Annotated in this window: 17 protein-coding genes and 1 pseudogene; 7 read left to right on the top strand and 11 right to left on the bottom strand. The window is 64.0% G+C overall.

What is annotated here, in order from left to right; translation table 11 throughout:
• The first annotated feature begins 174 nt into the window (after positions 1-174).
• Entirely contained in the window at positions 175-396 is a 222-nt protein-coding gene (locus MB84_RS31040) for a type II toxin-antitoxin system RelE/ParE family toxin (RefSeq protein WP_046292604.1), read from the top strand.
• Positions 397-459: 63 nt separating this feature from the next.
• Positions 460-771, top strand: a complete 312-nt coding sequence (locus MB84_RS16920; protein WP_046292603.1) for a HigA family addiction module antitoxin — start codon at positions 460-462, stop codon at positions 769-771.
• 16 nt (positions 772-787) lie between these two features.
• Here the strand turns inward: MB84_RS16920 and MB84_RS16915 are convergent, their stop codons facing one another.
• The 6 genes from MB84_RS16915 to MB84_RS16890 all read right to left on the bottom strand — a co-directional run bounded on the left by MB84_RS16915 (position 788) and on the right by MB84_RS16890 (position 9721).
• The gene (locus MB84_RS16915) at positions 788-2155 is read right to left on the bottom strand and encodes a nucleobase:cation symporter-2 family protein (protein ID WP_046292602.1); all 1368 of its coding nucleotides are present in this window, start codon (positions 2153-2155) and stop codon (positions 788-790) included.
• A gap of 550 nt (positions 2156-2705) precedes the next feature.
• Positions 2706-4205: an HDOD domain-containing protein gene (locus tag MB84_RS16910; protein ID WP_065225797.1), complete on the bottom strand. Its 1500-nt coding sequence runs from the start codon at positions 4203-4205 to the stop codon at positions 2706-2708.
• Positions 4206-4223: 18 nt separating this feature from the next.
• Positions 4224-5963, bottom strand: a complete 1740-nt coding sequence (locus MB84_RS16905) for a putative bifunctional diguanylate cyclase/phosphodiesterase (RefSeq protein WP_052652489.1) — start codon at positions 5961-5963, stop codon at positions 4224-4226.
• A 588-nt stretch (positions 5964-6551) separates the two neighbouring features.
• Entirely contained in the window at positions 6552-7280 is a 729-nt protein-coding gene (gene cuyB / locus MB84_RS16900; RefSeq protein WP_046292601.1) for a cysteate racemase, read from the bottom strand.
• Between the two features lie 87 nt (positions 7281-7367).
• Positions 7368-8270, bottom strand: coding sequence for a transporter substrate-binding domain-containing protein (locus MB84_RS16895; protein ID WP_046292600.1), 903 nt, complete (start codon positions 8268-8270; stop codon positions 7368-7370).
• 194 nt (positions 8271-8464) lie between these two features.
• Complete coding sequence (locus MB84_RS16890) at positions 8465-9721, bottom strand: D-amino acid dehydrogenase (RefSeq protein WP_046292599.1); 1257 nt, start codon at positions 9719-9721, stop codon at positions 8465-8467.
• A gap of 219 nt (positions 9722-9940) precedes the next feature.
• Here MB84_RS16890 and MB84_RS16885 point away from each other — a divergent pair, with 219 nt between their 5' ends.
• On the top strand, positions 9941-10894 hold the full coding sequence (locus MB84_RS16885; RefSeq protein ID WP_046292598.1) for a LysR family transcriptional regulator: 954 nt from the start codon (positions 9941-9943) through the stop codon (positions 10892-10894).
• A 41-nt stretch (positions 10895-10935) separates the two neighbouring features.
• On the opposite strand, the gene MB84_RS16880 is transcribed toward MB84_RS16885, so the two are convergent.
• Complete coding sequence (locus tag MB84_RS16880; RefSeq protein ID WP_046292597.1) at positions 10936-11538, bottom strand: hypothetical protein; 603 nt, start codon at positions 11536-11538, stop codon at positions 10936-10938.
• Between the two features lie 55 nt (positions 11539-11593).
• The gene (gene dbpA, locus MB84_RS16875; protein ID WP_046292596.1) at positions 11594-13015 is read right to left on the bottom strand and encodes an ATP-dependent RNA helicase DbpA; all 1422 of its coding nucleotides are present in this window, start codon (positions 13013-13015) and stop codon (positions 11594-11596) included.
• A 236-nt stretch (positions 13016-13251) separates the two neighbouring features.
• On the opposite strand from dbpA, the pseudogene MB84_RS16870 reads away from it, so the two are divergent.
• From MB84_RS16870 to MB84_RS16860, 3 genes and pseudogenes are all read left to right on the top strand, one after another.
• A pseudogene (locus MB84_RS16870) lies at positions 13252-18233 on the top strand (NAD-glutamate dehydrogenase).
• 285 nt (positions 18234-18518) lie between these two features.
• Positions 18519-19766 (top strand): MFS transporter, encoded by a 1248-nt coding sequence (locus tag MB84_RS16865; RefSeq protein ID WP_046292595.1) that lies wholly within the window; start codon positions 18519-18521, stop codon positions 19764-19766.
• A 273-nt stretch (positions 19767-20039) separates the two neighbouring features.
• Entirely contained in the window at positions 20040-20225 is a 186-nt protein-coding gene (locus tag MB84_RS16860; RefSeq protein WP_046292594.1) for a hypothetical protein, read from the top strand.
• Positions 20226-20229: 4 nt separating this feature from the next.
• Here MB84_RS16860 and pdxR read toward each other — a convergent pair whose 3' ends face one another.
• Positions 20230-21822, bottom strand: coding sequence for a MocR-like pyridoxine biosynthesis transcription factor PdxR (pdxR, locus tag MB84_RS16855; protein WP_084009832.1), 1593 nt, complete (start codon positions 21820-21822; stop codon positions 20230-20232).
• Between the two features lie 106 nt (positions 21823-21928).
• On the opposite strand from pdxR, the gene MB84_RS16850 reads away from it, so the two are divergent.
• A complete protein-coding gene (locus tag MB84_RS16850) occupies positions 21929-22654 on the top strand; it encodes a GNAT family N-acetyltransferase (RefSeq protein ID WP_046292593.1) in 726 nt (241 codons plus the stop codon).
• 108 nt (positions 22655-22762) lie between these two features.
• Here MB84_RS16850 and MB84_RS16845 read toward each other — a convergent pair whose 3' ends face one another.
• Together MB84_RS16845 and MB84_RS16840 are read right to left on the bottom strand one after the other, a co-directional pair.
• Positions 22763-24055, bottom strand: coding sequence for an NCS2 family permease (locus tag MB84_RS16845; protein ID WP_046292592.1), 1293 nt, complete (start codon positions 24053-24055; stop codon positions 22763-22765).
• Positions 24056-24172: 117 nt separating this feature from the next.
• The gene (locus MB84_RS16840) at positions 24173-25213 is read right to left on the bottom strand and encodes a porin (RefSeq protein ID WP_046292591.1); all 1041 of its coding nucleotides are present in this window, start codon (positions 25211-25213) and stop codon (positions 24173-24175) included.
• Positions 25214-25328 lie beyond the last annotated feature (115 nt).

Genomic DNA, 25328 nt, shown 5'->3' with positions numbered 1-25328 from the left:
CATGGCATGGCTTCGGCCCCCCAAGCCACGCGTGGACTTCCGCCATCTTCATTTGACGTGAACGGCGCCTCGCTTTACCATTGGCGCCACGCGTTAATAACGCGTTGCGTTACTATCTGTGATCGAAGATTTAAATGCAGAGATACGGCGCTGCTGTTCAGTGGACATCGGGTGATGCGCTGGCGTGCTGTCGAAACGGTCGCTATGCGAAAACTGCAGCAATTGCATGCAGCCATGACACTTGGATTCTTGCGTGTGCCACCGGGCAACCGGCTCGAAGCCTTGCGTGGAAAGCGACTAGGGCAATACAGCATTCGTATCAACGATCAGTGGCGTTTGTGCTTTCGCTTCGAAGCAGGCACCGCGTTTGACGTTGAGATCGTGGACTACCACTGATCGCGAACGTGGGCGCGTTCCGATATTTCTGCTAATCCCGCTAAAGATCCACGGAGGCCGTTCATGACCCGACAAGTACGACTGGCGACGCCCGGCGAGATTCTCGCTCAGGATTGGCTGAGCCCGATGGGCATTTCTCAATATGCGCTGGCCAAGGCAATGGATGTGCCCCCGCGCCGAATCAACGAGATCGTGCTCGGAAAGCGGGCAATTACGGTCGATACGGCGCTGCGCCTGGGCGCGTTCTTCGGCGTCGACGCACAGAGCTGGCTCAATCTGCAGAATCAATACGACGCCGAAATAGCCCGAGCCGATATGGCCGACGTATTGAAGAAAATCAAACGCAGGGCACGCGAGCTGCTTATCGCGGCGTAAGTACCAACGCCTACGCTCAACCCGCGTCGGCCTGTTTCCACGCTTCCTGCGCGAGCGCGTTCGCTTCCTCTTCGCTGCGCAGACCGTTGAAGTGGGCATTGAGCAGAACCGCGCTGATCGATGCGAGCAGAATGCCGCTATGGAAGAACGGGGCGAGCGCGTGCGGCAGCTTCATGAAGAACTTGTCCGATGCCACGGGAATCATCCCCACACCGATACTGATCGCAATGATGTACAGGTTGTAGCGATTCTTCGACAGATCCACCGTCGACAAAATCTTGATGCCCGTGGCCGTCACCATGCCGAACATCACGATACCCGCGCCACCCAGCACGAATTGCGGCACCGACGCCACCACGTGCGCCGCCTTCGGAAACAATCCCAGTACGATCAGAATCAACCCGCCCATCGCGCATACCCAGCGACTCTTCACGCCCGTCACGCCGACCAGCCCTACGTTCTGTGAAAACGAGGTGTACGGGAACGTGTTGAAGATGCCGCCGATCACGGTGCCGAGGCCGTCGACACGCAAGCCGCGCACCAGCGTCTTCTGATCGACCGGACGCCCCACGATGTCGCCCACGGCAAGGAACATGCCGGTCGACTCGATGAACGTCACGAGCATCACCAGCGTCATCGTCGCGATGGCGATCGGATCGAAGCGCGGCACGCCAAAATGGAACGGCATCACGAAGCCGAACCACGGCGCTTCCGACACCCCCGCAAACGACACCTTGCCCAGCGCAATCGCCACCATCGTGCCGAACAGAATTCCCAGCAGCACCGCGATGTTGGAGAAGAAGCCCCGCGCGTATTTCGTGATGAACAGGATGCAGAGCAGCACCGCAAACGACACGCCCAGATACAGCGGATTACCGAAGTCCGGGTTGCCGAAGCCGCCGGCCGCCCAATTGATGCCTACGCCCATGAGCGAAATGCCGATCACCGTAATCACGGTGCCTGTCACCACCGGCGGGAACAGCCGCAATAACTTGCCGATGTAGGGGGCAATCAGAATGCCGATGATCCCGGCGGCAATCGTCGCACCGTAAATGTCGAGCAAGCCGAGCTCGGGATTCGTGCCGATGGCGATCATCGGCGTGACGGCCGTAAACGTCACCCCCATCATGATCGGCAGACGCAGACCGAAGATCCACAGGCCAAGCGTCTGAATCAGCGTGGCGATCCCGCACGCAAACAGGTCGGCGTTGATGAGAAACGCAATCTGATCGACCGACATCTTGAGGGCGCCGCCGATGATCAGCGGTACTGCGACGGCCCCCGCATACATCACCAGCACGTGTTGCAATCCCAGCGTGAACAACTGGGGGAGCGGCAGGCGCTCGTCGACCGGATGTACCGGTGCAGCAGCAGATTGCGTCATGTCTTCTCCTGGTCCGACGGTACGAATTGATTGGCTTGGCGAAACCGAGCGTAAATTTTTTACCGGGGCGCAGCGAGTCGCGTCAAAAAACCCCCGGTCTCACGACGGGCGACACACGACCCGTGACCGACGCGCAGTCGTGCAGAAAAACTGCGGTCTGGCGACATGGTACGCCTGAGTGCTTGCAGCGACGTTCGGGTGTGTGAAAGCCTTGTACGGCAAGGGCGACGCGGGTGGTCGGAGGCGACGATGACATCGGCGCGCAGGTAACCGCCCGTATGCAAAATGTCCTGTGCCGCGAGGACGCCACTGGACGGACGTCTCGGCACATATCGGATTCGCAATACCAAAGATTGCGTCTGACGTATGAAACGCCGAGACACTGGAGACGGCGACGACGTCCCAAACATCGAAGCCGTCGATCACTCCGTCGGCATCATGGTGCCTGTGACGCGTGCCGGACCGGGGAAGAAAGCGAAGGTGTAAGTGAAACGCCCGCCGACAAGTGTCAGGCGGGCGTTGGTGAGGCTGTCCGGTGTCGTGAAGCGTGTCAGCGCCCGGCGGTGCCCGACGGTTTGCGAGCGAGCGAGTCGGTGGTATTCGTGCCGCTCGCGGTGTTTTGCTGCGCCACGCTTTCGAGCTTGCTGGAAATTTCCTCCCCCATGTAATGCAGGAACTCCATTTCCTTCGCGCCGATGCCGCCCGCGCACAGTGCACCACCCCAGTCGCCGTAGAGCAGCGCCACGGTCTGGTTCCGCTGGCGAACCGGCAGCAGGAAGAACGATTTCACGTTCGAGAAATGCTGGCGATGCCACAGCGGAATGCGAGGGACGATGCGCGGCTCGCGGGCATTGTCGATCAGGATCGCCCGACCGTTGGTCAGCGCGAGATGGAAGACGTCCGGCTCGAACGCTTCGGGGAAGGTCAGGCCCAGCAACGGCTGTACCTCGCGACCAATGCCGAAACGCATCTCGAAGACCTTGCTCGCGGGCGAACGCACGAAGGCCGCGCAGTTCACGAAGCCGAGCGACTGGAGAATCGCTTCGAGCGTCAGGTTGAGCAGGCCTACGGCATCGGTCTCGCCGGTGGCGGCGCGCACTTCGGAAAGCCCGTCGGCCAACCGTCGGACCGAATCGAGTGGCTTGCCCGCCGGGGGCTGACGCGTATTCGATGCGCCCGTGCTGATGGCGATGAATTCCTGATGGCTCGTGTCGCGCGCCATCTCTTCACCGACCGACACGACCTCACGGATGTCCAGCGCCAGACGGTCGGCATAACGCTCGGCGAGCTCGGCCAGACGTGCCGGATCCGCGCCGCGCGTCAGTTCCGTCACCATCTCGTTGGACATGTTCGCCACGGCGCACAGCCAGTCGGCGTGCGAGAGCGGGGCATCGCCTTCGAGATCGATCGGACGCATGCTGGTCGCAATCGACTCCGGCAGGCCCCACTTACGGGCCGCAGCCTCAGCCAGTTCGGGGAACGAGATACCGAGCACCTGCTCGCAGGCATCGCTGTCGCTCACGCCCTGCTGAACGGCGATGTCCTGAATCTCGACCCATTCGTTCGCGAAGCAATACGTCACCAGCAGGCGCGCCACGTGATGCAGCAACGTGCAGACGACGGCTTCTTCACCGTCGCGAATCCCGTTCTTGGACGTGATGTCGCGTGCGAAAGCGCCCGCCAACGTGGCACGCGCCAGTTCGCGCGCCATGTCGTCGCGGCGTGCGGCGACTTCGCCGAAACCTTCGAGCAGCTTCAGGCTCAGTGCGAGGTGCCCGATCGTGTCGACGCCCAGAATCATGATCGCGCGCGAGACCGTCGTCACATTGCAGCCGAACGGCGCATACATGGCGGAGTTGGCCAGACGAATCACTTTCTGGGTCAGGGCGAAATCCGAGAGCACGGACGACGCGAGGTCGGCCGTACTGGTGTTCTCGCTTTGCATGGCAGACACGATGCCCGTGACCGAGCGTTGCAGCGACGGGAAGTCGCCGCGCTCGGCCATGCGCTGCCACAACAATTCGAGCGTTTTTTCTTTGGTAAGGCTCATGGTAGCGGGGTTGTCCGGTCAGTGGCCGGCATCCACGTTGAGGCGCCCGCTCGCAAAGGCCGCCTCCAGTTCGCCCGCAGGCAGGGCCTTCGATACCAGCCAGCCCTGGATGGAATGGCAGCCGCGATCGATCAGCATCTGCCGTTGTTCTTCCGTCTCGACCCCTTCGGCCACCGCCGACAGACCCAGCTCGCGGGCCAGTCCCAGAACGGCCGTCACAATCGTACGGTCGTTCGGTGACGTGGGCATGTCTTTGACGAAACTGCGGTCGATCTTGAGCGCGGAGAGTGGGAAACGCTTGAGGTAGCCCAGACTCGAATAGCCTGCACCGAAGTCGTCGACAGCAAAGCGCACGCCCAGCGTCTGCAACTCGCGCAGAACCAGATTGGCTTGTTCCGGGTCGCGCATCAGCACGCTTTCGGTAATTTCGAGTACAAGGCGGTGACCTTCCACGCCGGAGTCGGCAATGGCCTGCCACACGAGGCTCGGGAAAGACGGATGGTGAAACTGTTGTGCCGAGACGTTCACGGACATGTAGATCCCGTCGAGCCGGGTGCGATCCCAGCGCGCGAGCTGCATGCACGCGGCGCGCAATGCCCAGCCGCCCAGCAAGTTGATCAGACCGTTGGCTTCGGCCAGCGGAATGAACTCGGCGGGCGAGACCGGACCGAGCGCCGGATGCCAGCGCATCAGCGCTTCGACACCTTTCACGTTCAGCGAAATCGGGTCGCAGATCGGCTGGTAATGCAGGCTGAATTCACCGTTGTGAATGGCCTCGAACATCGCCGATTCCAGCGAAAACGCCTTGCGGTGCAAGTCGCCCAGATCGTCCGTGTAGACGAACAGGCCGTTGCGACCGCGATCCTTGGCGCAATACATGGCAGCGTCGGCGTGCTTGATGAGCAGGCCGGCCGAGTCGCCGTGTTGCGGGTAGAACGAAACACCGATGCTGGTGGTCAGGTGCAGCAACTGATCGCCGACCTGGAACGGTTGTTGCACCGCCGAGAGCAGTCGCTTCATGATGCCGCCGAGCGCCTGTTCGTTATCGCAGCCGGGCAGCACCAGCACGAACTCGTCGCCGCCCATGCGCGCGGCCATATCCGTCTCGCGAATCTGTGCGATCAGACGTTGACCTGCATCGCGCAGCAACTGGTCGCCCACGTCGTGGCCGAGCGAGTCGTTGACCTTCTTGAAGCCGTCGAGGTCGAGCAGGGCGACGGCGAAGTTCGGACCACCTTCGCGCGCATGCTGGATCGTCTCTACGATGCACTGCTGAATATATTGACGATTCCCGAGCCCGGTCACCGCATCGCGCACCGCTAAATCGGACAGCCGCGCTTCGTTTTCCTTGAACGCGGTGATGTCTTCGCCGTGCACGAGGAACGATGCGCTCGCACCCGCGATGCGGGGTGTGTACTGGGCGATGCGCAGACGCATCCAGACCCGGTCGGTCAGGCCACGCAGCAGGCGCACGGTGCACTGTTGAGGGCCGAGGGTCTGGGCAGCGGAAAAGGCGTTCTGAAGCAGGGGAACGTCTTCGATGCCGGTCAGCTCGAAGAGCGTGGCGTGGTCGATGTACTCGCGAGAGTACTCAAGCAGACGCAGGGAGGCTTCGGCAATGAAAAGGAAACGGCCATCGGCGCCCACGTGTGCCGATAGTCCGCCGGTCAGCTCGACCAGCGCCCGGGACAATGCCGGGGCCGGCGCCGTGGCATTGGCCTCGGCGATTGCCGAGGCCAGGGTCGAAGGTTCGACCAAAGGCACACCGGCTGGGAGTCGATCTGAACTCATTGTTGTTGTCTGTACATGCATCACGTCGAGCGCGTTGCCGCTCATGTGCTTCCCCGTTCAGGCAAACGCGCTCATGGCCGGACGTCGGTCCGGCGGGTGTCCGGTGGATTGTGGGCCATTATAGCTAAAGACGCCAGCGATTTTGATGGCTTCAACCCGCGTTTTACCCCCCCGTTTTACCCCCGTTTCACGCCGCTTTCCGCCCGAATTCCCGTGTTGGATTTTTTCCTACAAAACGATCGGAATTTTTCCGGCAAGGCCGGTGGCGTTCGGTCTACGTGAAACCCGAATCGTCCCCCCGGTTCACCTCCATGCCGCCGGTGCAACCCCGGCGCAATCGTCCTGCGTGCGCCAGTCTACCCAAGCGCGAGCGAGTTGAGGGCACCGCAATCGTGGATTTTTATCATTGCGATGCAACATCGCAACAGCCGCACAAGCCCCGCAGGGCTTCGCTGTGCCATGAATTCGCGGCGCGTGAGAGTCGCGCCGGAAAATTGAGAATCGGGGATCGGGGATCGGGGATCGGGAGACGGCGCGCGCGCCGTCGAAGTCGAGTCAGACGTGCGCCTGCGTCTCATGCGCGAGCGACCAGGCAATGCACGCGCGGGCGAGTGCTGCGGACGCGTCCAGCCCAAATCGTCCGAGCGGCGTTTCACACGTGGCAAGCGCCACCGGGATTTCGGTGCAGCCGAGAACCACGCGTTGCGCGCCGGCCGCCAGCAGTTGCTCCATCGCCATTGCAAGCGCCTCACCGCCGCGACGAATGTCCCCGGCCTTGGTGAGCCGGATGCCTTCGTTCACGAGCGTCTGGTGCGCAAGCGGATCGCTCGCCGAGACAAAGCGGTATCCCAGCGCTTCGAGCCGTGGGCGGTAGACGTTGGCGTGATGGGTGCCTTCTGTGGCCATCAGGCCGATGGGCGCGTCGGGGGCGACACACGTGGACAGTTCGCCAGCGACGGCTTCGACCACGTCGAGCACCGGCAGACGGGTGCGATGACGCAGCGCGTCGAGCCACGCATGGGCGGTATTGCACGCGATGGCGATGCAGCCGACGCCCGATTGCTCCAGCGCATGCACGCCGTCGAGCATGCCGTCGAGCGGCGAGGCGCCGTCGCGCAGCAGGGCTTCGGTCCGGTCGGGGATCTGTGGCACCGAATACAGGATGAACGGGATGTGATCCTGATCGCGGTTAGCCGGATGTTGATCGACGATCTTGCGGCAGAGGTCGATACCGGCGGCGGGGCCCATACCGCCGAGAATGCCGAGCGTGGCGTGCGAGTTCATGATGGTGGTGAATCTGCGGGAACTGCAGAAAACGGGATCGCGAAGTGCAGGGACCGTGGTCCCCGCACAACGGACAATCCGTCAGGATCAGTCGTAAGCCTTCGTGATCGGATCCTTGAACATGGCGCGCATTTCGGCCGTCATCGGGTAGTTCATGTTCTGACCCTTCGGCGGCACGGGCTGCGTGAACCACTTGTCGTAGAGCTTCGTCATTTCGCCGGACTTTTCCATGTCTGCGATGACCGTGTTCACGACCTTGGTGAACGCGAGATCGTTAATGCGCGTCATGCAGGCGTAGTTTTCGAACTGGAGGTTCGGGCCGACAATTTCGTAGCCCTTCGCTTCGTCGGCCGACAGGGCGGCACGCTGACCGTAGAGCAGCGGCTCGTCCATGACGAACGCCAGTGCGCGGCCTTGCTTGACGGTCAGGAAGCCGTCCGAGTGTTCCTTCGTCTGGATCAGGTTGAAGCCGATTTCGCCTTTCTTGCCCGACAGAATGCGGTCAGCCGTGGTGCCGGCCGTCGTCGCGATGGTCTTGCCCTTCAAGCTGTTCAGGTCGGTGATGCCCGAGCCCGTCTTGGCGATCATCTTGATCGAGTACAGGAAGATGTTGTGCGAGAAGCCGACTTGCTTGGCGCGCTCCAGCGTGTGGGTGGTCGAGCCGCATTCCAGGTCGATCGTGCCGTTTTGCATCAGCGCGATCCGGTTTTGCGACGTGATCGGCGTTTCGGTGACCTTCAGATTCGGCATGTTCAGGTCTTTCTTGATCGCGTCGACGATCTTGAGCGCGATTTCCTGCGAGTAGCCGATCGTCTTGCCGCTGTTGTCCGAGTACGAGAACGGAATCGACGATTCGCGCACGCCGAGGGCGATCACGCCGTTGTCCTTGATCTTCCTGAGCGTGCCAGTGAGTTCCTGTGCGCTCGCGGTGTGCGCGAACAGGGCGGCGGCAGCGCTGACGAGCAGCAGGGGAGCAAACAGCTTCTTCATGGTCTCTTGTCCTATCGGAAGTGGTGGCACGGTGGTCCGTGCCGTTGGAATGTCAAAAGCCTAAAACATCGGAAACACCGAAAACACAGATACAACCCGATACTTCCCCCATCGGTCCCCGTGGGAGTGATGCCGCAGCGTACAGGCGCAAGAACGTGTTATCCGGCTGGCACGCTATGGTCCAGCCTCATCGCTCACGCAGCCAGACGGGCAAACCCTGCAAGATCGACGGCGGGACGCTTGCCGTCGATGGCGTCGGCGATGGCGCGTGCAGCCCCCATCGACAACGTAAAACCCAGTGCGCCGTGGCCGACGTTCAGCCACAGATTGCCGACCTTGTCCGCGCGACCGAGCACCGGTCGGCCGTGCGGCGTGGACGGACGCATGCCGGTCCATTCCAGCGGCGCGGGCGTGCCGTGCAACGACGGGAACAACCCGGTCGAGAGCGTGCGCAGCGCATCGATACGATGTTTGGCGATGCGGTAGTCGTAGCCCACCAGATCGGCGATCCCGGCGACGCGCAGATGCTCGCCAAGGCTCGCGTAGACCACCTTGTTGTCCGCGTCCGTGACGGAGACCTGCGGGCGGGCGTCTGCCGGTGCGCCGAGATACGTCAGGCTGTAGCCCTTGAGCGGATACATCGACACCGGCTCGCCCACCGCGCGCAGCAGCGGCACGGCGGCCAGCCCATTGGCGACGACGCAGGCATCGACCGGGAGGTCGCCAGCGCGTGTGCGAATGGCGCGAACGGTGTTGCCGCGCACGTCGAATCCCGTCACTTCGCGCTCGAACAGCAGCGTGCCGCGCTCATGAGTGCCGATCAGACGCATGAGTTCCTTACACAGCATCTGGCAGTCGCCGGTGCCTTCGCCCGGCGTGTGGATGCCGCCGACCAACTCACCCGCGACCTTGCTCAGCGCCGGTTCCAGCGTGACGCAAGTCGCCGCATCGACACGCCGTTGCGTGTAGCCCAGGCCATTGGCCATTTCCAGCGAGCGCTCGGCGGCTGCGAGCTTGCTCGCGTCGCGATACACGACTAGCTTGCCGCTCAGGCGGTAGTCGAACGTTCCTGCCTCCTGCGCCAGAAACTCCAGCATCACCTCGCGGCTATGCAGCCCGAGCGAGAGCAGTCGCAGCGTGGAGCTGGCGTTCGCCTGCGTGTTGCAATGTTTGACGAAGGCCAGCGACCAGCGCCAGAAATCCGGATCGAGCGACGGCTTGATCCGCAACGGCCCGGTGCTGGAGAACAGCAGCGAGGGCAGTTGAGAGAGCACACCGGGGGCGGCGAGGGGCGACACATAGCCGTAGCTCAACTGACCGCCGTTGGCGAAGCTGGTCCCCAGACCGCCGTCGCGTGCCGCGTCGATAACGGTGACTTCGTGGCCTGCACGAAGCAACTGATATGCGCTGGCGAGGCCGACGATGCCCGCTCCGATAACTCCAATGTGCATGACGATAGATAACGACGAAAAGCTGATGGAAAGCAAGGTGGGAAAAAATTGCGACACGTGGCGAGCGCCTCGTGGCAGGTCTTGCGCACCGCCTTTGCTACGCAGTGTAGAGGGAGAAAATTCGCTAACCTATGCGGTTTTGAGGCAGCATATGTCTTTTGGCTATAGGGTCGGCCGCGCGAGCGCGCAGGCGGGCGGGACACGGAGACGACGTCAGGCATGAAATTGCGGCATATCGAGACGTTTCGCGCAGTCGTGCTGACGGGGTCGGCCAGCGGCGCGGCGCAATTGCTCAACGTATCGCAACCGGTCGTCTCCCGCGTGTTGCAGCACGCGGAGCAGCAACTCGGCTTCAAGTTGTTCGATCGGGTGAAAGGCCGTCTCGTGCCCACGGCCGAAGCGCGTCGTCTGTATCCCGACGTCGAGCGGATCTTCAGCGATCTGGAGCGCTTGCGCACCACGTCGCGCAATCTGCGTCAGCACGGCGTGGGGCACCTGCGCATCGCGGTCACGCCGAGTCTCGCGCAGAGTCTGCTGCCCGCTGCTATCGAACGCATGCGACGTGCGCATCCCGACGTCGTCTTCGAACTGATCACCCATCATACGAACGAGACCATCACCGCGATTCTCACATCGTCGGTGGATGTCGGCATCGTTTCTGCGCCGCCGATGGCGGCCGGTATCGTGAGCCGTCCCGTGGCGCAGGGGCACATCGTGCTGGCCGTGCCCGCCGCGTGGCCGAAGCTCTCGCGGCGCGGGCCAGCGAGCGCCGACGCACTCGCCGGGCGCGATCTCATCAAGCTGCACGACGATACGCCGCTCGGCGCGCTGATCAACGAACGTCTCGATCAGACGGAACTGCTGCAGGACGCCGAAGTGATGGTGCAGACGTATTCCCTCGCGGCGGCGCTCGTCGAGCATGGTCTGGGGTACGCGCTGCTCGATCAGTTCACGGCGGCGAGTGCGCATGTGCAGGCGCAGCGTTTGTATCGCGTCGCGCCGGCCATCGAGTTTCCTGTCGAGATGCTGCGCCCCGCACACGAGCCGGAGTCGGTGCTCGCAGACACGCTACGGCGTCATCTGGCGGACGTCGCCAACGAACTCAGCGAGCGTGCCGAAGCGTTATGCGAAGGGCGCGAGATCGTGCTGACGCCGGCAGACGCGGCGCAATAGGGCTGACGCGCTGACGTCGATGCCAATGCCGATGCCGACGCTCAGCGGCAACTCGGCTCGCTTTTCACTTCGTAATAGGTAAACGGTTGGGGCTGGAGTTTGTCGGCCAGCGACGGATAGTTCGCCTGCACGAAGCGTCGTGCGCCTGCCATGTCGAATTCGGTACGCAGCCAGATCTTGCCGTCGTGATTGTCGAGGATCAGCGTGCCCGCGTAGACGACGTCGCCACGGTTGACGCGCACCGTCGGCACTTTGCGCCCCTTGCAATAGCGAAAGCGATAGCTGTTGTCCGCCGGGGTGAACTCCATCGGGCCGAAGCGCTCGTTGCGCATGAGCGGCGAGACGCGCATGGCGATGTACCCGCGCGTACGCGGATTGCTGTTGAGTGTACGGGTGATCTTGCCGCCGATGATGCCGTTGACCGTCTGATTGAAGTCCGAGTAGGACCACGGCCCCCAGGTGCTTTGCAGCGGCGTGTCGAGGCCGACGATGACGAGCGCGTACTCGTCGAGCGTGTCTTCGGTGAGGGTCGGGTTGGGCGCCACGCCCTTGGTGCTGCAAGCGACCAGCCAGGTCAGTCCACCGGCCGCCAGCAGAATGAGCGCCAGACGCCGCGCCGCCGGGAAGCACAACAGGGTACGCATCGACCTCATTGCAATCTCCTCGTGGCGCGTCGCGCTCAGGGGATGGATCCGAAAATTAATCCTGCAGGAATCTTGCCTTGACCTTGCGGCCCTTCACACGGCCATCGGACAACTTGCGCAGCGCCACCGGGGCGATGTCCCGGTCTACGGCAATATACGTGAAGTTTTCGAGCACGTTGATCTTGCCGATCTGCGTGGCGGCAAAGCCGGCCTCACCGGTCAGCGCGCCGAGCACGTCGCCCGGACGGATCTTGTCCTTCTTGCCGCCCAGCATCTGGATCGTCACCATCGGCGGCAGCAGGTGTCCGCTGCCCGTCGGCGTAAGCTCCGAGAGTTTGTGCCACTGGACTTCCACGCCCATCGCGGCTTCGATATTGCCCACGCGACCCATCTCGTCCATCGTCGCCAGGCTGAACGCCCAGCCGTCTTCGTCGGCACGGCCCGTGCGGCCAATGCGGTGCACGTAGACCTCGGGGTCGGGCGTCACGTCCACGTTGATGACGGCTTCGAGCTGCGCGATGTCCAGACCGCGTGCGGCCACGTCGGTTGCCACCAGCACGGAGCAACTGCGGTTGGCGAACTGGATCAGCACCATGTCGCGTTCGCGTTGTTCCAGATCGCCGTGCAGGGTCAGCGCATGGAAGCCCTCGGCGCGCAGCACGTCGGTCAGGTCGTTGCATTGCGCGCGGGTGTTGCAGAACGCAATCGTGCTGACCGGGCGGAAGTGGTCGAGCAACTGCCCCACGGCGTGCAGACGTTCTTCGTCGCGCACTTCATAAAAGCGCTGGCGAATCTTGCTGGCGTCATGCTTTTCTGCCAGACGAATCTCGCGCGGCGTCTTCAAAAAACGCTGGGCGAGCTTGCCGATGCCTTCGGGGTACGTCGCCGAGAAGAGCAACGTCTGGCGCGACGCGGGCGTTTGTCGCGCGACGGCGGCGATGTCGTCGAAGAAGCCCATGTCGAGCATGCGGTCGGCTTCGTCGAGCACCAGCGTCTTGATGCCGGTCAGCGAGAGCGTGCCGCGATCGAGGTGGTCCATGATGCGGCCCGGCGTGCCCACGATCACGTGGGCGCCGTGCGCGAGGCTTTCCGCCTGCGGACGGATCGGCGAGCCGCCGCACAGCGTCAGGACCTTGATATTGTCCTCGGCGCGCGCGATACGGCGGACTTCCTGGGCGACTTGCTCGGCGAGCTCGCGCGTGGGGCATAGCACGGCGGCCTGCACGGCGAAATCGCGGGCGTCGACTCGCTGGAGCAGGCCCAGCGAGAAGGCGGCGGTCTTGCCGCTACCGGTCTTGGCCTGCGCGATGATGTCGTGGCCGGCCAGCATGTCGGGGAGCGACGCCTGCTGGATGGGCGTCATCGAGGCGTAACCGAGCCGTGCGAGGTTCTCCTGCATGGCAGGCGAGAGCGGCAGGCTCGAGAAGGGAATGGCGGGGGCGCTGTCAGCGCGCGAATCGGTGGCTTTTGAGTTCATGCGCGATTATACCGGTGGTGTCGGCGGCGTCGGTGGCGTCGGTGGCGTCGGCGGCTTCGGGTGGATCGGATGGCTCGGGCAGACCGGCTCAGCATACCCGAACTCGGGAATCACGCCGTTGCCAGCCCGGGGCCGCCGGGCGTAGCATGGCCTTGCCTGTCCACACGCCAGCAAATGGCCGGTGACTTATCCTTCGTTCGCCGGTCGAAGTCTCGTCCAATCCCGCAGAGGTGCCCATGCCCGCGAATCCGGAAGAGAAGGTCCGCCAGCACATGGCGGAAGTCGTCGCGATGGCCCGCGAACGTGCGCCCGAAGTGGCGGCGCTCTTCGAGCCTTTCGTCCAGCAGTATTACGGTCTGGCCGACGCCGAGGATGTCTTCTCGCGCAGTGTCGCCGATCTTTATGGCGCGGCGATGGCGCACTGGCAACTCGGCCAGAAGTTCGTCTCCGGCGAACCGCGCATCCGTATCTACAACCCCACGCTCGATCAGCACGGCTGGCATTGCAGCCACACGGTCGTCGAAATCGTCAACGACGACATGCCGTTCCTCGTCGATTCGGTGACGATGGAGGTCAACCGGCAGGGACTGGCGCTGCATTCGGCGTTCCATCCGGTCTATCGCGTCCGGCGCGACGCGGCGGGCAAGCGGCTGAGCGTCGTGCCCGGCAGCAGTCCGGCGGGTAAGGAAGAAGGCAAGGAAGAAAACAGGGAAGGCGAGCGCAGCCGCTTCGAATCGTATATCCACATCGAAGTCGACCGGTTCTCCGAGCCGGAGCGCATTCAGGCGCTGGCCGACGGGCTGCAACGCGTGCTCGGGGACGTGCGCGCGGCCGTGGACGACTGGCGCGCCATGCAGGCCGCCGCACATGCGGCCATCGAATCCCTGACCGAGCGCGCCGCGCAGCAAGGCATAGCGGCGCAGGAGCGCACAGAGATCGACGAAGCGCAGGCGTTTCTGGACTGGATGCTCGCGCGTCACTTCACCTTCCTCGGTTATCGCGATTACGAACTGGTCGAGCGCGACGGCGAGCACTACCTGCAAGGCGTGCCGGGCACCGGCCTCGGCGTGCTGCGCGAATCGCGCCGCGACGCCAGCACGCCCGACGTCACGCGCCTGTCGCCCGGGGCCATCGGTATCGTGCAGGCCAGTGCCCCGATCTTTCTGACGAAGGCCAACTCGCGCGCCAGCGTTCACCGCCCCGGCTATCTCGATTACGTGGGCGTAAAGCGTTTCGACACGCAGGGCAAGGTGTGCGGCGAACGGCGTTTTCTGGGGCTGTACACCTCGACCGTCTATATGGTGCCGGCCGACGAAATTCCGCTGGTGCGCCGTAAAGTCGCCGAAGTGATCCGACGTGCGGGGTTCCTGCCCAACGGCCATCTGGCCAAGACGCTCGCGACCATCCTCGAACAATATCCGCGCGACGAACTGTTCCAGATCGACGTCGAGCAACTCGCCGACATCGCGCTCGGGATTCTGCGCTTGCAGGAGCGCCAGCGCACGCGGCTCTTCGTACGACGCGATCGCTTCGACCGCTACGTGTCGTGCCTTGTGTTCGTGCCACGCGAGAAATTCAACACCGATCTCCGTGTGCGGGTGCAGAACCTGCTGCTGGCGGCGTATCACGGCACCGGCGTCGAGTTCACGCCGCAACTCTCCGAGTCGATGCTCGCGCGCATTCAGATCACCGTGCGAACCGAGCCGGGGCATGTGCCGGAAGTCGACGTCAACGAACTGGAAGCCCGCATCGTCGAGACCACGCGCCGCTGGCAGGACGATCTCTCCGACGCGCTGCGCGAGCAGCTGGGCGAAGAACGCGGCACGCGCGCGTGGCGACGCTACGCACTGGCGTTTCCTGCGGGGTATCGGGAGGATTACGCTGCGCGCGTGGCCGTGCGCGACGTGGAGCTGATCGAGCCGCTACTGAACGCGGCACCGCCGACGGCGCAAGCTACGCCTTCCGGTAGCTCGGGTGCCACGCCGCTCGCCATGCAACTGTATCGCCCGCTGGAGGCCGGGCCCGGCACCCTGCGCTTCAAGATCTATCAGGCGGGCGAGCCCATCGCGCTCTCACGCAGCCTGCCGATGCTCGAACACCTCGGTGTCCAGGTAAATGACGAGCGGCCCTACCGGATCGAGCCGTCCGACACCGGCGTTGTGTGGATGCACGACTTCGGCATGACGAGTCTCGACGGGGCGGACGTCGATCTGGAGCACGCCCGCGCGCGCTTCGAAGACGCCTTCGCCCGCATCTGGGCCGGCGACGTCGAAAACGACGACCTCAACCGTCTTGTGCTGCAAGCTGGCCTGACGTGGCGCGAGGTGCGCATTCTGCGGGCGTACGCAAAGTACATTCGCCAGGTCGGATCGACCTTCAGCAATGCCTATATCGAGAACGCGCTGACGGGTAACCCGTCGATTGCGGGCATGCTCGTCCGTCTGTTCCTTGCGCGCTTCGACCCCTCGTTGAGTGCGGACGTCCGCGAGTCGCGTGCCGAGCAATTGCGTACGCAAATCCATACGGCACTGGAAGACGTCCCCAATCTCGACGAAGACCGCATCCTGCGTCAGTTCCTTGGGGTTCTCGAAGCCACACTGCGGACCAACTATTTCCAGACGGCGCAGGACGGGAGTGGTGGGAGTGGTGGGAGTGGTGTGGGCGCGCAGAAGGCGTACCTGTCATTCAAGTTCGACCCATCGAAGGTGCCGGGGCTGCCCGAGCCGAAGCCGATGTTCGAGATCTGGGTGTATTCGCCGCGCGTGGAGGGCGTGCACCTGCGCGGTGGACGCGTTGCGCGCGGCGGCCTGCGCTGGTCGGACCGCCGCGAAGACTTCCGCACCGAAGTGCTGGGGCTGGTGAAGGCGCAGATGGTCAAGAACACGGTGATCGTGCCGGTGGGGTCGAAGGGGGGCTTCGTGGTCAAGCAGCCGCCGTCGCCGGGTGACCGGGACGCCTACCTCGCCGAGGGCGTGGCGTGCTATCAGACATTCCTGCGCGGGCTGCTCGATCTGACGGACAACTACGTCGACGGACAACTCGTGCCGCCGCCGCAAACCGTCCGCATCGATGGCGACGATCCGTATCTCGTGGTGGCCGCCGACAAGGGCACGGCCACGTTCTCCGACTATGCGAATGCTATCTCCGCAGAGTACGGCTTCTGGTTGGGCGACGCGTTCGCCTCGGGCGGCTCCGTCGGTTACGACCACAAAAAGATGGCCATCACGGCGCGTGGCGCGTGGGAGTCCGTCAAGCGGCACTTCAGCGAGATGGGCGTCGATACGCAGACGCAGGACTTCACGGTGGTGGGCATCGGCGACATGTCGGGCGACGTGTTCGGCAACGGCATGTTGCTCTCGAAACATATCCGGCTCGTGGCGGCGTTCGATCACCGTCACATCTTCCTCGATCCCACACCGGATGCCGCGACCTCGTTTGCCGAGCGCGAGCGTCTGTTCCAGTTGCCGCGCTCCAGTTGGGCGGACTACGACACGAAGCTGATTTCCAAAGGGGGCGGCATCTTCCCGCGCACGGCGAAAGCGATTGCGCTCTCGCCGGAGGTGCGCGAGTGGCTCGGCACCGAAGCCATCGAGATGGCGCCGAACGATCTGCTGCGCGCGCTGCTGAGCGCGCCCGTCGATCTGCTCTACAACGGCGGCATCGGCACTTATGTGAAGGCGAGCACCGAAACGCATGCGCAAGTGGGCGACCGTGCGAACGACGGGCTGCGCGTGAACGGCGCGGAGTTGCGCTGCAAGGTCGTGGCCGAGGGGGCAACCTCGGGCTGACGCAGCTCGGACGCATCGAGTACGCCCAGCACGGCGGTCGTATCAACACCGACGCCATCGATAACTCGGCAGGTGTCGACTGCTCGGACCACGAGGTCAATATCAAGATTCTGCTGGGCCTCGTCGTCACCGATGGCGAAATGACGCTCAAGCAGCGCAATACGCTGCTCGCGGAGATGACGGAAGAAGTGGGCTCGCTTGTGTTGCGCGACAACTATCTGCAAACGCAGGCGTTGTCGCTCGGGCGGCTGCGCTCGGCGGCGGCGCTCGATGGGGACGCCCGCTTCATGCGGTATCTGGAACGCGCGCAGCGCCTTGCGCGCGCCATCGAGTTCCTGCCGGACGACGAAGCCCTCGATGCGCGTCGCGCGGCGGGCACCGGGCTGACCTCGCCGGAGCGCGCCGTCCTCATGGCGTACAGCAAGATGTGGCTCTACGACTTGCTGCTGGCCAGCGATCTGCCGGACGCCGAATTCGTAGCCGACGGACTGCCGTCCTACTTCCCGACGCCGCTGGCAAGTCGCTGTGGCGCGGCGATGCTGCGTCATCCCCTCAAACGGGAAATCCTCGCGACGATGCACGCCAATGCGCTCGTCAACCGGGCCGGGGTGACGTTCGTGCACCGGCTGAGCGAAGAGACCGGCGCGGAGCCTGCGGATGTCGTACGTGCCAGTCTCGCGGCGCGCGGCGTATATGGACTCGACGCGTTGTGGCTAGACATCGATGCGCTGGACGCGCGGGTGTCGCACGAGACGCAGGCGTCGCTCTTCGCGGCGATCGCGCAGTGGCACGAGCAGGCCACGCTGTGGTTCGTGCGTCGACGGCTGACCGACGTGCCGCAGACGGTCGAGCGCCTGCGCAGTGTGCTCGATCCGATTCTGCCTACGCTCGACACGCTGGTGAGCGGCGAGGCGGCGGATGAAGCCCGCACGCGCTGCCAGACCATGATCGACGCCGGTGTGCCGCCGCTGCTCGCGCAGACGGCGGCAGGCGTCGGCGCACGCGTGGCGTTGCTCGACATTGCCGAGGTCGCGAGTACCAGCGGCCGCGAGCCGTCGCTCACGGCGCAGGTGTACTTCGCGCTCGACGCGCCGCTGGGCTACGGCTGGTTGCAGACAGGCGTGCTCGGCCTGCCGATGCAAACGCACTGGCAGCGTCTCGCGCGGGCGACGTTGCTCGAGGAGTTGTCGGTATTGCGCCGACGTCTGACGGCGAGCGTGCTGGACAGCGGGATGGGGAACGATGCAACTGCCGCAACGGAGGCTGTCGACCAGAGTCCGGCCGCCCGACTCGTCGCCGCGTGGCAGCAGACGCATACCGAAGCGCTCGCCCGTTATCACCGGGTGCTGGCCGACCAGATCGCCGTCGGCAACGCTGACCTTGCTATGTTGTCAGTGAGCCTGAAATCCCTCGCGGAAGTCGGGCGCTGACGTCTCGATGCTGCCTGGATGCTGTCTCGACGCTGTCGACCGATGCCGCCAAAACGCCTGCCGTGCGGGGCTGTAGCCGATTAGCCCCGCACGATGCACGACAAGCAACGGCGGCAAGGAAGTGCAAATGGTCGCCGCAGCAACGTTTTTTAAGCGTTTACACAAAAGCGGCGAAACGGCGTATGATCCGGGAAAACCCTAGGATTGAGATGACCCGCGCGCATGCTTGCCCGTCGCGCGGGTGGTCGCGTCCTGGGGTTTCGTCGATTCCTGATCCCCTGCGCAATGCCTACCGACACCCGCCCTGCGAACGGCCAGTTCGCCACGACGTTGCAGATCGTCTCCACCGTGTTCTTCACGTTCCTCTGCTATCTGACGATCGGCTTGCCGCTCGCGGTGCTGCCGTCGTTCGTGCACGTGGACCTCGCGTACAGCTCTGTGATCGCCGGGCTGGCGATCAGCGTCCAGTATCTCGCGACGCTCCTCTCGCGTCCGTATGCCGGGCGCACGGCCGACGCCTGGGGTCCGAAGCGCACCGTGCTGTGCGGTCTGGTCGCGTGTGGCGCGTCCGGCTTGCTCGTGGCGTTGGGCGGTGTGTTCTCCGGTGTGCCCTGGCTGGCGCTGCTCACGCTGATCGCCGGACGCCTCGTGCTCGGCTTCGGTGAAAGCTGGGTGTCGACCGGAGCGATCATGTGGGGCATCGGACAAGTCGGGCCGTCGCACACGGCGCGTGTGATTTCCTGGAACGGGGTGGCAACCTACGGCGCGCTGGCGCTCGGCGCCCCGCTCGGTGTCGCGCTCAACAATGCTTACGGCATCAAGGCTGTGGGGGCTGCGGTGGCGCTGGCGGGCATCGTCGGTTTGCTGCTGGCCCGCATGAAGCGTGCGACGCCGGTCATTCACGGTGAGCGACTCGCGTTCCGTGCGGTGCTCGGCCGCGTGATGCCGTTCGGCATGGGATTGGCGCTGGGCTCGATCGGCTTCGGTGCGATCTCGACGTTCATTACGCTTTACTACGCAAGCCATCACTGGGACAACGCGGCGCTGGCACTGACGGCGTTCGGTCTGTGCTTCATGGGTGTGCGTCTGTTGCTCGGCAGCAGCATTCAGCGCTTTGGCGGCTATCGTGTTGCGATGGCGTCGTTCGCGCTGGAAGCCTTCGGTCTGATCGTGCTGGGCATTGCCCCGACAGGCTTCACGGCATTGCTCGGTGCGGCGCTGGCGGGCGCGGGCTTCTCGCTTGTGTTCCCGTCGCTGGGCGTGGCGGCCGTCAACCTCGTACCCGCGCAGAATCGTGGCGCAGCACTCGGCGCGTACTCCGTGTTTCTCGACGTCGCACTGGGCGTTACCGGACCGGTCGCGGGCCTGATCGTGGGCGCTTACGGGTACGCCGAGGTGTATCTGTGCGCTGCACTGGCCGCCATTGCAGCCGTTCTGCTGACCCTGTGGATGTCGCGCAATGCCCACGTAGGCCAACCGCATGACGCTGCGTCCACGGCGAAGAAGGCAGCACAGACCGCGACGTCGTCATAACGTCGTCATCACGTCGTCGTAACGTCTTCCGGGTCCAGGCCTCCCCTCATTGGCTCGAGGAGATCGGCACGCGGTTACAGTGTGCCGATCTCTGGGGGAATCTTCCTTCCGTTGCACTGCGCTGTCCTCCCAATTCCGGGGGCGCGAGCGCATTTCTGCAAGTCGTCTTCCGTATCGCCGACCTAAATTGAATCCGCAGCAGCCCGCGAGTCGCGCAGCGTTGCTGCGAGCGCCCTTGCTTATCGCAACGGGCATTCATCTTAGGAGTGTGAAATGAAACTGAACTGGATGATTCGCGCCGGGTTGATCTCGGCGGCGCTTTGGACACAAATTCCGACGATACAGGCCGCCGAGCTTTCCGGCGTGCAGGCGGCCGATTCGCCGCGCGAGGCGTGCCCGCCGTGGGACGATGACGAGTGTTATTGTCCCGACCCTTCGCTCGTCTGCCGTCTGCGCTGACGACTTACCCGGCCGACTTTGCCCCGGCGGCTGCGACAATCGCCGCCAGCCGCTTGATCAATCCGGGGATGCGGGAGGCGTCCGTATCCCCGTAGCCGATCACAAGCCCGTTGTCCGCCGGTTGCGGATCGAGCGCAAAGCTCGATAGCGCGCGAGGGCCGATCCCTTCGCGCTGCGCGGTCGCTACGATGGCTTTGTCCGGGAAGGCGGCGTCCAGTCGCACCGTCAGATGGAGTCCGCAGCGTTCGCCAATCACCGCGTATGCCGGATCGAAGTACAGGGCCAGCGCGTCGCGCAATGCCGTCTGACGCTCCCGGTACAAACGTCGCATACGCCCCAGATGGCGCGCAAACTGCCCGCTTCGGATGAAGTCGGCGAGTGCTAGCTGTTCGAAGCGATGACCGCCGCGCAGCAGTTCGTCGAGCGCATCACGGGCCTGCGCGGCGAGCGCCGTCGGCAGAATCAGAAACCCGAGACGCAGTGCGGGGAACATCGTTTTGCTGAAGGTACCGACGTAGACCACGGGGGCGTCCGGCACCATACCCTGCATCGCGGCGATCGGCTCGCCCTGATGGCGAAACTCGCTATCGTAGTCGTCCTCCAGGATCCACGCGCCGTGACGCCGCGCCTGCGCAATCAGATCGAGACGGCGCGCTGCCGACAATACGCTGCCAAGTGGATATTGATGCGATGGTGTGACGTACACCAGTCGCGGCGGCGAGCGCTCCCACAAGCCTTCGGGAATGACGATGCCTTCGTCGTCCACGCGCAGTGCCTGCAGTCGCACGTCGCTCGAATGAAAGGCGGCCTTCGCGCCGCGATAACCGGGGTCTTCCATCCACACCGTGTCGCCCGGGTCGGTCAGCAAACGCACGCAGAGAATCAGCGCCTCGTGCGCGCCCTCCGTGATGACGACCTGCGAGGCATCGCACCGCACACCGCGCGAGATGCGCAGGTGATCGGCAATGGCTTCACGCAGCGCAGGCTCGCCCAGTGGATCGCCGTAGTTGTAGTGACGGGGCTGCGCCTCACGCATCACGCGCTCCAGCGTGCGTCGCCAAGTGCTCGCGGGAAAGCGGGTAAGCGCAGGCACACCGGGCGTGAACGGCAGCGGGGTTTCGCCCGCACGCGCGGCGTGCCGGGTGGAGGGCAGGCGTTGGATACGGCGTGACGGTGACGGTGCGCTCACGACTTCCGACGCGACGTCCGGCGCATCGACCTCTTGCGTCCTCGACTTCGCGATCCGCGCCGCTTGCGCGGCAATGTGCGGATCGAGCGAGAGCTGCGCGACGCGCGTGCCGAGCCGATGCGGGACGATGAAACCCTCGGCAGCGAGCTGGTCGTAGACGATGGAGACGGTGTTGCGCGACACGGCGAGGTCTTCCGCGAGGGTGCGTGACGCAGGCAGACGTGCGCCAGCCGGCAGACGTCCTTCGAGAATGGCGTGCTTGAGTCGCGTGAGGAGCTGCTTCTGGAGTGAGACGTTGCGTCCCGGTCCCGTAGCAAGCGGGCTATCGAACAGGGCAGCAACGTTCTCCGGGGCAACGGCAGGTGCCGACGGCGTCGCGTCGGCGCGCGTTTTGGCTACGAATGTCATGGCACCAAGAGATTCGCGAAGTGTGGTGCTTTTCATCGTACCACTGGCGAGATAACTTAGTCAGGACGATCAAAATGCCCAGCCAATTGCCGGAGATTAGAAAGCCATGACCGACGCACCGAACTTCAACGACTACGACCAGCCCATCGGCCCGGCGCTGCCCGACTGGAAGCCGCGCGCTCAGCCGCCGCGAACGCCGGTCAGTGGGCGGTACTGCCGCCTGGAGCCGATCGACGTCGAGCGTCACGCCAAGGATCTCTTCGACGCGTACGCCACCGCGCCGGACGGCCGCGACTGGACTTACATGAGCGGTGGCCCGTTCCCCGATTTCGACAGCTACTACGCGTATGCGACGAAGCAGGCGGCGTCCAACGATCCGCTGCATCACGCCATCGTCGATCTGGAGACGGGTAAGGCCGTGGGTACGTTGGCGCTCATGCGCATCGATCCGGCCAATGGTGTCGTTGAAGTCGGGCACGTGGCGTACTCCCCGCTGCTCAAGCGCACGCGTGCGGGGACCGAGGCGCAGTACTTGCTGATGCGTCGCGCATTCGACGAACTGGGCTATCGCCGCTACGAATGGAAGTGCGACTCGCTCAATGCACCATCGCGCCGTGCGGCGGCCCGCTACGGCTTCACGTTCGAAGGTGTCTTCCGTAACGCCATCGTCTATCGGGGGCGCAGCCGGGATACGGCGTGGTTTTCCATCACCGATGCGGAATGGCCTGCCATCAGCCGGGGCTTCGAGCAGTGGCTCTCGCCGGAGAACTTCGACGCGCAGGGCCAGCATCGCGCGGGACTTGCGGCATTGATCTGCGCTGCCCGCGCATAACTGCGACGTCAAAACAAGACGGCCCGCCGGGAAATTCCCGGCGGGCCGTCTTGCTTGTTGCCTACTATCGGAACCGTCCCAATCGACGGTGACGATGTCCCGTGCCGATCAGCTCGGGAAGAAGACGTACTTCAATACGAACAGCACTGCGATCACCCACGCTGCCGGGTGGACTTCCTTCGCGCGGCCCGTGAACAACTTCAGCACGGCGTACGAGATGAAGCCGAATGCCAGACCAGTGGCGATCGAGTACGTGAACGGCATGGCCAGCGCGGTGAGGGCGGCCGGCGTGGCTTCTGTGATGTCGTCCCACTCGACGTCGAGCAGTTCGCGCAGCATCAGGCCTGCGACGTACAGCAGCGCCGGTGCGGCGGCGTACGCCGGGACCGAGCCAGCCAGCGGGGCGATGAACAGCGCAAGGATGAACAGCGCGGCAATCGTCAGTGCAGTCAGACCCGTACGGCCGCCAGCCTGCACGCCCGAGGCGCTTTCCACGTAAGCCGTGGTGCTGCTCGTGCCCAGCAGCGAGCCGATAAAGATGGCGATGGAGTCGGCGAAAAGCGCACGTCCCAAGCCCTTGTACTGCGTGCCTTCGAGCAGACCGGCGCGCTTGGCCACACCCATCAGCGTACCGGTCGCGTCGAACACTTCGACCAGCACGAAGGCCAGAATCACGTGCACGAACCCGGCGTGCAGGGCACCCGGAATGTCGAGCTGGAGGAACGTCGGCGAGAGGCTCGGCGGCATGGCGAACACGCCCTGGAACTGGTTCAGACCCAGCGCCATCGAGAGCACCGTCACGGCCAGAATGCCGATCAGGATGGCGCCGCGCACCCGCAGCGCGTCGAGTACGGCGATCAGGAAGAAGCCGAAGATGGCGAGCAGGGCTTGCGGCGAGTGGAGGTCGCCCAGGCCGATCTTCGTGGCCGGGTTGGCGACGACCACGCCGGCGTTACCGAGCGCGATGATGGCGAGAAACAGGCCGATACCCGCAGCGATCGCGCATCGTAACGATTTGGGCACCCCGGCAATGAGCCAGGATCGCACCCCTGTCACGGTCAGGATGATGAACAGACACCCTGAGATAAACACCGCGCCGAGCGCCTGTTGCCATGTGTAGCCCATCGCGCCCACGACCGTGAAGGCGAAGAAAGCGTTCAGGCCCATCCCCGGCGCCATGCCGATCGGGTAGTTGGCGACGAAGGCCATCACCACCGAGCCGATCGCCGCTGCAAGACAGGTCGCGACGAACACGGCACTCTTGTCCATGCCCGTCGTGCCGAGGATGTTGGGGTTGACGAAAATGATGTACGACATGGTGAGGAAGGTCGTGAGACCCGCCACCATTTCCGTGCGTACATTGGAGCCATGCTCCTCGAGTTTGAAGAATTTGGTCAGCAACGCGCTCTCCTTGTGACTTTGTTATGCCGTTGTCCGTGTGCAGCGGGGGCGCGCGCATTGTACTGCGCGCGAGCCCGTGCCACCGATTTCGTCAGGCGACTGCTTGCGTCGAGTCTGTCAGAACTTCATGCGCATGCCCACCCCGAAAGTATTCCCGGCATCCAGCCCGGAAACCTTGTCGTTGAGGTAGGCCGTGTACACATCGGTGCGTTTGGAGAGGTTGTAGTCGTAGCCGATGGCCCACGTATTCCGGCTGGCATTGTTCGCGCCGGAATTCTTCGTGTACGCGTAGGACGCCATCACATTACCCCCGCCGAGCGGCACGGTAAAGCCGAGCTGGCCCCCGTTGGACGTCAGATTGCCGCCCGTGATCGTGTTCCTGATGTATTGGTACTGACCGAAGAACTTGACCACCTTGAAGTCGTACGTCAGACCGGCCTGAAGCGCCTGCTGATTGCGAAAGCCGGTGATGCCTGCCTGATCGTCGGGCGTCGAGTCGAACTTGACCTGCTGATAGGCGAGCGTGGCGGCGAGCGGGCCATGGAAGTACATGGCCGCGGCGCTCCATTTGTTCTGCCCCATTTCCCCCGCCTTGTTGCCGAAGGCGTACGAGAAGCTTGCGCCCAGCCCCTTGTAGTCGGGCGTGGCGTACATCACGCCGTTGTTCCAGCTCGAGTCGCCGACGATCCCTTGTCCCGCGAGACCGAGGAACGTGTGGTAGACCATCGGGCTGAAGGTGTAGGAGTCGACAAACGGGTTGAACAAAATCGTCGACACGAAGTACGACGTCGTGAGCCGACCCATCGTGATCGTGCCCAGCGTGTTCGATTGCAGACCGACGTAGGCGTTGCGCGAGAAGAAGCTGTCACCGGTGAAGCGGCCGTAGCGGCCGTTCTGCGGCAGGAAGAAGTCCTCGAGCGTGAAGATCGCCTTGAGGCCATCGCCCAGATCTTCGGCGCCCTTGATACCCCAGTAGGACGTGGACATACCGCCCCCGGCCTGCGTCCACGCGCGTTCGCCGCCGGGGGCTTTGGCCGCGCCGACCCACGCGTCGACCTGACCGTAAAGGGAAACGCTGGATTGTGCGTTCGCGACGCCCGCCGCGCCGCAAATGGCGAGGGCGAGCGTGCCCCGCAGCCAACCTGCCGCCTTGCTCATGAATGTGTCTCCGTCTCGTTTTAGTTTGTGCGTGCCTCTGTCCTGCTCTTTTCACCGAAGGGTGCAAGGGGGCACGCCTGAGTCATTGACACACTGACTTCGCGTTGCGCGGGGA

It is taken from the genome of Pandoraea oxalativorans, from assembly GCF_000972785.3.
Classification (GTDB): domain Bacteria; phylum Pseudomonadota; class Gammaproteobacteria; order Burkholderiales; family Burkholderiaceae; genus Pandoraea; species Pandoraea oxalativorans.
This window is presented reverse-complemented; position numbering and strand designations above follow the sequence as displayed.

Bases quoted from the DNA above. Each gene is read 5' to 3' on its own strand.
- MB84_RS31040 (WP_046292604.1), top strand. From the start codon at position 175: ATGCGCTGGCGTGCTGTCGAAACGGTCGCTATGCGAAAACTGCAGCAA.
- MB84_RS16895 (WP_046292600.1), bottom strand. From the start codon at position 8,270: ATGAAGAAGCTGTTTGCTCCCCTGCTGCTCGTCAGCGCTGCCGCCGCC.
- cuyB (WP_046292601.1), bottom strand. From the start codon at position 7,280: ATGAACTCGCACGCCACGCTCGGCATTCTCGGCGGTATGGGCCCCGCC.
- MB84_RS16880 (WP_046292597.1), bottom strand. From the start codon at position 11,538: ATGCGTACCCTGTTGTGCTTCCCGGCGGCGCGGCGTCTGGCGCTCATT.
- MB84_RS16860 (WP_046292594.1), top strand. From the start codon at position 20,040: ATGAAACTGAACTGGATGATTCGCGCCGGGTTGATCTCGGCGGCGCTT.
- MB84_RS16920 (WP_046292603.1), top strand. From the start codon at position 460: ATGACCCGACAAGTACGACTGGCGACGCCCGGCGAGATTCTCGCTCAG.
- dbpA (WP_046292596.1), bottom strand. From the start codon at position 13,015: ATGAACTCAAAAGCCACCGATTCGCGCGCTGACAGCGCCCCCGCCATT.
- MB84_RS16865 (WP_046292595.1), top strand. From the start codon at position 18,519: ATGCCTACCGACACCCGCCCTGCGAACGGCCAGTTCGCCACGACGTTG.
- MB84_RS16885 (WP_046292598.1), top strand. From the start codon at position 9,941: ATGAAATTGCGGCATATCGAGACGTTTCGCGCAGTCGTGCTGACGGGG.
- MB84_RS16850 (WP_046292593.1), top strand. From the start codon at position 21,929: ATGACCGACGCACCGAACTTCAACGACTACGACCAGCCCATCGGCCCG.
- MB84_RS16890 (WP_046292599.1), bottom strand. From the start codon at position 9,721: ATGCACATTGGAGTTATCGGAGCGGGCATCGTCGGCCTCGCCAGCGCA.
- MB84_RS16840 (WP_046292591.1), bottom strand. From the start codon at position 25,213: ATGAGCAAGGCGGCAGGTTGGCTGCGGGGCACGCTCGCCCTCGCCATT.
- MB84_RS16910 (WP_065225797.1), bottom strand. From the start codon at position 4,205: ATGAGCCTTACCAAAGAAAAAACGCTCGAATTGTTGTGGCAGCGCATG.
- pdxR (WP_084009832.1), bottom strand. From the start codon at position 21,822: ATGACATTCGTAGCCAAAACGCGCGCCGACGCGACGCCGTCGGCACCT.
- MB84_RS16915 (WP_046292602.1), bottom strand. From the start codon at position 2,155: ATGACGCAATCTGCTGCTGCACCGGTACATCCGGTCGACGAGCGCCTG.